This window comes from Staphylococcus sp. EZ-P03, from assembly GCF_003344575.1.
Classification (GTDB): domain Bacteria; phylum Bacillota; class Bacilli; order Staphylococcales; family Staphylococcaceae; genus Staphylococcus; species Staphylococcus simulans_B.
This window is the reverse complement of the sequence record NZ_QPMO01000027.1, coordinates 1-9,913: the sequence shown is the minus strand read 5'-3', so window position 1 is coordinate 9,913 and position 9,913 is coordinate 1. Positions and strand designations below refer to the sequence as shown.

The 9,913-nt window shown below is 38.9% G+C and carries 5 protein-coding genes and 1 riboswitch; all 5 genes read right to left on the bottom strand.

Annotation, left to right across the window (positions count from 1 at the left end):
* Nucleotides 1–3,422, bottom strand: a 3,422-nt coding sequence (locus DVJ99_RS11840) for a Rib/alpha-like domain-containing protein (RefSeq protein ID WP_114604382.1), incomplete at its 3' end; no start/stop codon positions are given.
* A gap of 283 nt (nt 3,423–3,705) precedes the next feature.
* A complete protein-coding gene (gene gmpC / locus DVJ99_RS11835) occupies nt 3,706–4,551 on the bottom strand; it encodes a dipeptide ABC transporter glycylmethionine-binding lipoprotein (protein ID WP_114604381.1) in 846 nt (281 codons plus the stop codon).
* 23 nt (nt 4,552–4,574) lie between these two features.
* The gene (locus DVJ99_RS11830) at nt 4,575–5,234 is read right to left on the bottom strand and encodes a methionine ABC transporter permease (RefSeq protein ID WP_105994750.1); all 660 of its coding nucleotides are present in this window, start codon (nt 5,232–5,234) and stop codon (nt 4,575–4,577) included.
* A 1-nt stretch (nt 5,235) separates the two neighbouring features.
* The gene (locus DVJ99_RS11825) at nt 5,236–6,255 is read right to left on the bottom strand and encodes a methionine ABC transporter ATP-binding protein (protein ID WP_105994749.1); all 1,020 of its coding nucleotides are present in this window, start codon (nt 6,253–6,255) and stop codon (nt 5,236–5,238) included.
* Between the two features lie 119 nt (nt 6,256–6,374).
* Nucleotides 6,375–6,486, bottom strand: a riboswitch (SAM riboswitch).
* Between the two features lie 181 nt (nt 6,487–6,667).
* Nucleotides 6,668–9,913: MiiA motif-containing surface protein (locus DVJ99_RS13245; protein ID WP_114604380.1), on the bottom strand; the 3,246-nt coding region annotated here is incomplete at its 5' end.

The window sequence follows — 9,913 nt, the reverse complement described above, 5'->3', positions numbered from 1 at the left end:
GACGTTTGACCGTTAGGTAATTTGCTTGTGTCCACTGTGTACGTTGGTTGTGTTCCCCCTGCTGGGAAGTTCGGCACACTTACTTTGCCTTTCACTTCTGCTTCGCTTGTCGGTATACCAAACGGTTTTGTGATTTCTCCTGTTGCTGGTTGGTATTTATCTTTATCTGGTTGGTTACCTGTTGTGACTGGCACATTAACCACTTCTGATGTTTTATCTGGATATGTCACTGTTACTGGAACATTCACTGTGCCTGGTGTTTGGCCATTCGGAATTTTTGAAGTATCTACTGTGTATGTTGGTTGTGTTCCGCTTGTTGGGAAGTGAGGGACACTTACTTTACCTTTTACTTCTTCCGGTGTCGCTGCTTGACCAAATGGTTTTGTGATTGATCCTGTAGTTGGTTGATACTTATCTTTATCAGGTTGGTTGCCTGTTGTAACTGGTACATTAACCACTTCTGATGTTTTATCCGGATATGTCACTGTTACTGGGACTTTCACTGTGCCCGGTGTTTGACCGTTAGGAATTTTTGTTGTATCTACTGTCAATGTCGGTTGTGCACCTGTTTTAGGGAAGTTTGGAACACTTACTTTTCCTTTTACTTCTTCTGGTGTCGCTGCTTGTCCAAATGGTTTCGTAATTGAACCTGCAGTTGGTGTGTATTTATCTTTATCTGGTTGGTTGCCTGTCGTAACTGGTACATTCACTACTTCTGATGAACCATCTGGATATGTCACTGTTACCGGCACATTCACTGTACCTGGTGTGTGACCATCTGGAATTTTTGAAGTATCTACTGTATATGTTGGTTGCGTACCTCCTGTTGGGAAGTTTGGAACATGTACTTTAGATTTCACTTCTGCTTCGTTTGTTGCTTGACCAAATGGTTTTGTAATTGCATCAGCAGTTGGTGTGTACTTATCTTTATCAGCTTGATTACCTGTTGTGACTGGTACATTGATTTTAGCTACTGATTTATCAGGGTATGTGACAGTAACTGGAACTTGTACTGTACCTGGTGTTTGGCCATCCGGTATCAATGAAGGATCATCAATAGTAATAACTGGTTGTTTACCGCCTGTTGGGAAGTGAGGAATTGTAACATGTTTTTTCACTTCATCTTGAGTTGCTGCTTCTCCGAATGGTTTAGTAATACCAGTTGCTTTTGGCGGATATTTATTTGAATTAGTTGTATGAACAATTAAAGAGTCACCAGAAATCGCATTTCCTCCAACAACTAATAATGCTGTATAAATTTGTCCGTCTTTTGCATTAGATGGGATAGTAAATGCACCTAATTTTTCACCTTGGGCAACAGTTTTGAATGGTGAAGTTTTATGAACAACTTTACCTTCACTTATCCACTCAATGTGTGTATCTAGCGAAGGAATTTTACCATCCAATAATTTAATTGTTGCTTTTGATCCAGGTGTTGCCGGTTGTGTTGTCGTATTAAAATTATTTATATCTAAAATCGGAAGGAACGTTGGGCTTTCTACAACCGCAAAGTTGACACTTGCCCATTGTTGTATACCTGGTGAAGGTAATGTACTTGGCGCAAATGAGTTATTAAAGTTTGGCGGTCTGTATTCTGGTGACGTAAATCCTGAATAAGTCTGAACAAGATTACCTTTAGGATCTAAAACATAACCATATACATGATCCATATTTAGTTTTCCAGCATCAAATTGTGCAGTATATGAACCTTCACTATTTGTTGTCGCAACTACTGTTTGTGAAATATATTCAGGATGTGCTGTTAATAATCTCTTAGCTGCGGCAGGTCTTTGGCTTTTTTGAAGTCCTTTAACTTGTGCATCATAAGCTCTTGCACCTTCAGTTGTTAATGAACTCATTACAACTTTATAACCGCTTGCTGCTTTATCTCCTAAAAAAGGGTTATAGTTCGGACCTGTTGCTGAAGTAGCTTGGTCGCCTGCGCCAGTTTCTTGCCATACTCGACCTCTAATAGTATTCATACCATCAATAGCTAAAACTGAAGGATCATCTGATATACGACCTTGAGATTGAGTCCATTGAGATTTAGCTTTTACCATGTAGTGGTTTGTTGGAATAACCGACATAAAAATACCTGTACGTTGCATGTTCGTACCGATAGACGGGAATTGTCCTAAGTTATTTCCAGTTACTGAGTTTACAAAGGCACCTGGATAAAATCCACCTGCTTGACGCAACATTGTCGCAGTGTTGCCGTCTTTAGTTTTGAAGTCATAAATCCAAAAATGATATTTTTGTCCCTCAACTGCTTTATATAAATGGTTTTTACCAGTCGCATCTGTCCATCCATGTCTTAAGTCAAAGGCATATGCACCCGGACCATCTTGTGCAGAATCAAGATTATTTCTATTATGCGTATATGCACGATAAATTGGTGATACTGAGCCATCCTTATCTTGCCATTGCATATAAACCGGTGTGTTGGCTGGAACAGGTGTAAGACTATTGGTACCTGTTGCGGATGTACCTTCATCTGTCATCCAAGCTCGACCCGAAATCACGTTAGGTTTAACTGTTTCATCAGAACCTGAATTGATATAACCATTATTAAATGCATCTGCATCTATTATTTCTAATGTTGGCGGAATCAGCGCACCATATTTTGCATAACGTTGATCATTTAATACACGTTCAACTTTTGGTTTAGTATTTGTTAATACACCAATCGGTTGATTAGACTCATACTCGTGTGTTAACTGATAAATGATTGCTTCACGAATTTCTTCTGGTGTCGCATTTTCAGGTAAATTCAAACCTTTAATAATCTCTGTTGCTTGTTCATTTGAAACCCCTGCAGATTGTGCATAGAATTGTGTTGCTGTTTTAGCATCCACAACTTGTTCTAATTCAATTGCCTGAAGTACTGGTGTTGCTTGTACTGTTTCATCAATTTTTACTGGTTGAACTGTTTCTTTTACCTTTTCAGCTGGTTTTGATTGTGTTTCTGTTGATTGCGCAGCCTTAACTTCTGCAGTTTTGACTGCGTCTGTTGTATTTTGTGTTGCTTGTTTTTGTTGTTCAACAGAAGCTGGCTGTTCTGCTTTAACTGTATCTCCTTTCTCTGAAGTTTGAGTTGTTTTTGCAGGTTCAGCTTTTGCAGCTTCTGCCTGTGTTGCTGCGGTTGATTGCTCAACTGCAGTGTTCGCTTTTGATGCAGTTTCAGAAGTTGCTGCATCTGCTTTAGTTGGTTCAACGCTGGTGTCTTTATCTGGTGTCGTTGAATTTGTCGTTGCTGCTGTAGTTTCTTCAGCTGCTTTAGCATCTTGTGTACTTGCTCCAAAGAATAAAGAAGCACCGACTAAAATAGAAGCGGTACCTACTGTAAACTTACGAATAGAATATCTGTTGAGTCTATTCGGGAGAAAAGATGCTCTTTTCTTAGATGTCTGTTTGTCTTCCAACTATGACACTCCTTAATTTGAATTGATGAAAACAAAAATGACTTAAAAGGGCTAAATAATATTAACCTTACTTTTGTCTGATTTAGTTATATAATTTGAGCACACTTACACGCCTTTTTGAATTGCATCACATTGATTATATCATTTAATTAATTGCACATAACAGTATTCCTTATTAGTTTCGACATAAAACCGTCATATTTGTTACAAAAGCATAAAAAAGGCACACCATATTGATGGCATGCCTTAGAATTATGTGATTATTATTTTGCAAAATACTGCGTTATTTTTTCAAATCATCATTGATTTTTTTGATTTCATCTTGTTTTAAGTCAACGATGATTTCACCGTCTTTTGTTTCTTCTTTTAATGCTTTGCGTGCTTCTTTAGAGTGGTAAAGTTCCGCAACTTTTTTCAATGTTTTATTATCTTTGTCTTTAGAGTTAACAGCGATAATGTTGATGTATGGTTGTGAAGCTTTCGCGTCATCACTTTCTAAGAAGATTGGATCTTTTTTCGCATCTAAACCAGCTTTTGTTGCTACACCGTTGTTGATAACTGAAATATCCACATCGTCTAATGCACGTGCTGTTTGTTGCGCATCTACTGCTTTAATATCTAATTTCTTCTTGTTTTCAACGATATCTTTGATGCCGCCTTTTAAGCCGAAGTCTTTAGAAAGCTTGATATAGCCAGCTTTTTCTAAAAGTTTTAACGCACGTGCTTGGTTAGATACGTCGTTAGGAATAATCACTTTAGCTCCGTCTTTCAATTCTTTAATGTCTTTGATTTTTTTAGAGTAAATACCTAATGGTGCGAATACTGTTGTACGGATTGGCGTAATCTTTGTACCTTTGTTAGCTTTTTCATATTGATCTAAGAATGCAAAGTGTTGGAATGCGTTCATATCGATATCCCCATCGTTCAGCGCTTTGTTCGGTACGTTATAATCTGAGAATTGTTTTACTTTCACTGTAATACCATCTTTTTTCGCTAATTCTGCGACTTTATCCCAAACTTTTGTTTCGTTAGATGCTACACCGACTGTAACTGTTTTGTTATCATCTTTCTTTCCGCATGCCGCAAGAATAACGACAAATGCGATTGCTAATACTAATAATTTCTTCATTGAACGAATTGCCCCTTTTTAAATTAATTTCTTCTGATTTTCTTAGCTAATACATTCCCTAGAGATTGAATCAGCTGAACCATAATAACTAAGATAATGACTGTAATCACAATGACGATTGTATCGAAACGCTGGTAACCATAAGCTAAAGCTAAGTCACCAATACCGCCGCCTCCGACAGCACCTGCCATCGCAGTAGCTCCGATTAAACCGATAATTGCTGTGGTTAATGCTAAAATTAATGATCCTAATGCCTCTGGTAATAAGAAGTAGCGGATAATTTGAATAGGAGATGCTCCCATCGCATTCGCTGCTTCAATCACACCTGAACTCACTTCAAGCAATGAGTTCTCAACGAGTCTTGCAATATATGGTGCTACATAAACAGTAAGCGGTACGATTGCAGCTGCTGTTCCGATTGATGTACCTACAACTAATTTCGTGAATGGTACAATCGCAATCAATAAGATGATGAAAGGTACAGAACGCAGTACGTTAATCACCGGATTAAGAACATGATAAATTACTTTATTTTCCCAAATGCCGTCTTTCTTTGTGACAACTAGTAACACACCTAATGGAATACCGATTAATGCACCGATAACTAATGAAATAGAAACCATTAGCAGTGTTTGATATAAAGCTTCAAGTAATTGAGAAGAATCTAAAGTTGAACCGAGCATGTTATTTTACCTCCTCAAATTCAATATTATTTTGCTTCAAGTAATCAAAGGCACGTTGCTTTTCTTCATCTGAACCTTTAATTCGTAATGTCAGATAACCCACTGAAGTATCTTGAATGTCTGACATCGATGCATAGATAACATTCACATCCAGCTTGAAATCTTTGATTAATGTCTGAATCACTGAGAGACCAAGCTGCGAACCTTCTAAGTACACTTTGACATCTAAATAGTTATTATCATCAGTTGGTAATTGATGAATCATTTTATCGCTGATATCTGTACTGATAACGGTTGAGACGAAGCTCTTAGCTGTCTTTGTCTTAGGATGACTGAAAACATCTAAGACACTGCCGAGTTCTATAACACTGCCTTGTTCCATTACCGCAACTTTATCGCAAATCTGTTGAATCACACTCATTTCGTGTGTAATTAACAAAATTGTGACATCAAATGTTTGATTGACGCGTTTTAACAAACGCAGAATCGAATCCGTTGTTGCAGGGTCTAACGCACTTGTTGCTTCATCACATAACAAGATTTTAGGATCCGTCACTAATGCACGTGCAATCGCAACTCTTTGCTTTTGACCGCCTGAAAGCTCATTAGGATACTGTGACCCTTTATCAGCTAACCCTACGAAATCAAGCATTTCTTCGACTTTTGCTTGTATGTATTGCTTCTTTTTGCCTTCAAGAATGAGCGGCATTGCTACGTTATTGAATACTGTTTTAGAATTAAGCAAGTTGAAATGCTGGAAAATCATTCCGATATTCTTCTTAACTTTACGCAATTCCTTTTTGTTATATTGATTAATGTTATGACCATCTACAATAATGTCTCCTGATGTTGCATCTTCAAGCTTATTGACTAGTCGGATTAAAGTACTTTTACCTGCACCACTGTACCCGATAACCCCAAAAATTTCTTGTCGTTCTACAGTGAAACTGACATCTTTTAAAGCTTGAATTTCTGTTGAGCGTTTACGGAATGTTTTATTGACATCCTTGAACTCAATCATAGGTAAATCCCCCTCTAATAATTTGAAATGAATGAATTTTTCTTAATTTGTGATAATTCCAAAAGAAGAAAATCCCGAGGACTAATGAAACAAGTCCTCGGGATATAATATATCGGCTCGTCTCATCTTCACAGTATCTCACTGCAGGAATTGGCACAGTTATTAATGATCATTATTAATTCTGTTGCCGAGGCTTCACAGGGCCTGTCCCTCCGCCTCTCTGGATAAGAGTTATATTCAATTCATTTATATTCCATATCTTACAAACACTGAGTGAAAAAGTCAACATTATTTTTCAGAAAGTTACTTAAATTTATTCAATTCAAAAATCCTAAAATAAGAAAGCGTTTTCAGTCACTATTAAAAAAGAACCAGGCCGAAGCCTGATTCCTTTTATACTCAAATCATAGTATTATTCTTCATCTTTACGACGTTTTGATCCAAGTACTGATGCTGCACCTAAACCAGCAAGTAATGAACCATATAATAATGGTGCTGTTTCGTCAGAACCTGTATCAGGTAATGATTGTGCTGATTTTTCTGGTTGTTGTACTGGTGCTGCTTTAGGTTGTTCTACATTGTGATAAACCACTTTATGTTCAAGGTGTTTACCAGCAAATTTATTCGTATCTTTTTGACCCACATTCACGTAATGTGTATGTCCAACAGATTTTGGTTGTACTGGAGTAGTTTCAACAGTACCTGTTGGTACATTTGTATTACTGTTTGTTGTCGGTGTCACTGGTACTTGTGGTGTCACCGGTACTTGTGGTGTTACAGGTACTTGCGGTGTCACCGGTACTTGTGGTGTTACAGGTACTTGCGGTGTCACCGGTACTTGCGGTGTCACTGGTACTTGTGGTGTCACCGGTACTTGCGGTGTCACCGGTACTTGTGGTGTCACTGGTACTTGCGGTGCCACTGGCACTTGTGGTTGTACAGGAACACTTGGTTGTGCTGGTACCAATGGAATCATTGGAATTGACACTTTTGGTGTGACTGGTTTTGTACAAGGTACGATAATTCTTGTATTATCTGCACATTGTAATACCACATTACCAATTGCATCATGGTTATATCCTACAATTGCAACAGGATATCCATAAGCATCGCATGGAATTTCAACACGTTGACCATCACTGAAGATGATTACATTTGTGTTATATCCATCAATGTAGTTATTAACGATATATGCAGGTGGAGTCGGTACTGCATTTCTGCCATCACGTCCATCTCTGCCGTCGCGGCCATCACGACCGTCAAGACCATCGTTACCTCTTAAGACTGTAATTGTATTACCGTCGCTGAACTCAACAATTGTATTGCCATCATGGTCAAAGTGGTAATCTTTTACAGATACTGATGCACCATCTTTGCCTTTTGGAATTGTGATTTCACGACCGTCACTGAAGACAACGATTGTGTTTCCGTTCGGATCAACTTTTTGTCCGACTACAGTAATTGATTTGCCATCTTTTCCGTCTTTGCCATCTTTGCCTTTTAAGACTGTGATAGTATTGCCATCGCTGAATTCTACAACTGTGTTGCCATCCGCATCAGGATGTGAATCTTTGACTGTTACAGATGTACCGTCTTTGCCTTTTGGAATTGTGACAGAGTTTCCGTCGCTGAACTCAACAATTGTATTACCGTTCGGATCAACTTTTTGACCTGTGATAGTAATAGATTTTCCATCTTTTCCGTCAACACCGTCGCGTCCATCTTTACCGTCTTTGCCTTTCAATACAGTAATTGTTTTGCCATCGCTGAATTCTACAACAGTATTGCCGTCTGCGTCTGGATGTGCTCCATTCACTGTAACAGATGTACCATCTTTGCCTTTTGGAATTGTAATTTCGCGTCCGTCTGAGAACGTTACTTTTGTATCACCATTTGGTTGAAGCTCAGATTTAACTACAGTGATTGATTTGCCGTCTTTGCCATCTTTACCAGGAATACCTTGGTCTCCTTTATCACCTTTCGCAATAGTAACTGAAGTACCGTCGTTGAAGTTCACAACAGTATTACCATCTGCGTCGCGTGAAGTTGAAACGATAGAAATTGATTTTCCATCTTTACCTTTTGGTACTACGATTTCGTGTCCATCGCTGAAGACTACTTTCGTATTGCCATCTGGTTGAACAGTTGATGATGTGATTGTGATAGATTTTCCATCCGCACCTTTATCACCTTTGTCGCCTTTTGTACCTTTGTCGCCTTTTGTACCTTTAGGTACTGTGATTTCATGGCCATCACTGAAGACGACTTTAATATCGCCGTTTGGTAATGTTTCAGTATTTGTAATGCTTACTGAAGTACCATCTTTGCCTTTTGGTACGGTAACTTTAGATCCATCACTGAAATCAATCGCAATATTACCATCTGCATCTGGTTCAGCTTTAGTAATTGTAATTGATTTTCCATCTTGGCCTTTAGGAATATTGATTTCGCGTCCATCTGAGAATGTCACTTTAGTTGTACCATCTGGTTGAACTTCTGTACTTGTGATTGTTACAGATGTACCGTCTTCACCTTTATCGCCTTTGTCTCCTTTTGGAATAGTAATGCTGCTGCCGTCACTGAAATCAACTACTGTGTTGCCTTCAGGAGTTTTAGAATGTCTTACGACTGTAACAGATTGGCCAGCATCGCCTTTCGCACCTTTTGGAACGATAATTTCATGACCATCACTGAATGTAACTTTGATATCACCGCTTGGTAATGTGTCAGTTCCTGTAATAGTTACTGAAGTACCATCTGCACCTCTATCTCCTTTAGGAATCACAGCATGTGAACCATCTGAGAATGTCACAACTGTGTTGCCATCGGCATCAGGCGCTGTTGATGTAACTGTAATAGATTTGCCATCTACACCATTATCACCTTTATCGCCTTTGTCGCCTTTATCACCTTTAGTACCTTTTGGTACTGTGATAGTTGTTCCGTCTGAGAATGTCACTACTGTATTGCCATCCGCATCTGGAGTTGTTGATCTTACTGTAATAGATTGACCATCGACACCTTTGTCGCCTTTCGCACCTTTTGGAACTGTAACTGTTGAGCCATCTGAGAATGTTACAACTGTATTGCCATCAGCGTCTGGTGCTGTTGATCTTACTGTGATGGATTGGCCATCATCACCTTTTTCACCTTTAGGGATAACTAAAGATTTACCGTCGCTGAAGACTACTTTTGTTGAACCGTCTGGTTGAACTTCTGTATTTGTTACTGTTACTGAAGTTCCGTTTTCACCTGCGTCACCTTTATCGCCTTTTTCACCTTTAGGGATAGTGATTTCTCTGCCATCACTAAATGTTACTTTAGTTGCGCCGTCTGGTTGAACCTCTGTACCTGTGATTGTTACAGATGTACCGTCTTCACCTTTATCACCTTTGTTTCCTTTAGGAACGACTACTTTTGTGCCATCGCTGAACGTTACTTCTGTGTTGCCGTCTGGTGTTTGCGTTGTGCCAGTAATAGTGATTGATTTTCCATCTACACCATTTGTGCCGGCTGCACCTGTATCTCCTTTAACGCCTTTAGGGATAGTGATTGTTGAGCCATCAGAGAATGTCACAACTGTATTGCCATCCGCATCTGGTGCTGTTGATCTTACTGTGATTGATTGACCATCCGCACCATTTTGACCTTTAGGGAT

Excerpts from the sequence above, each read along its gene's own strand:
- gmpC (WP_114604381.1), bottom strand. The coding sequence starts at position 4,551 with ATGAAGAAATTATTAGTATTAGCAATCGCATTTGTCGTTATTCTTGCG.
- DVJ99_RS11830 (WP_105994750.1), bottom strand. The coding sequence starts at position 5,234 with ATGCTCGGTTCAACTTTAGATTCTTCTCAATTACTTGAAGCTTTATAT.
- DVJ99_RS11825 (WP_105994749.1), bottom strand. The coding sequence starts at position 6,255 with ATGATTGAGTTCAAGGATGTCAATAAAACATTCCGTAAACGCTCAACA.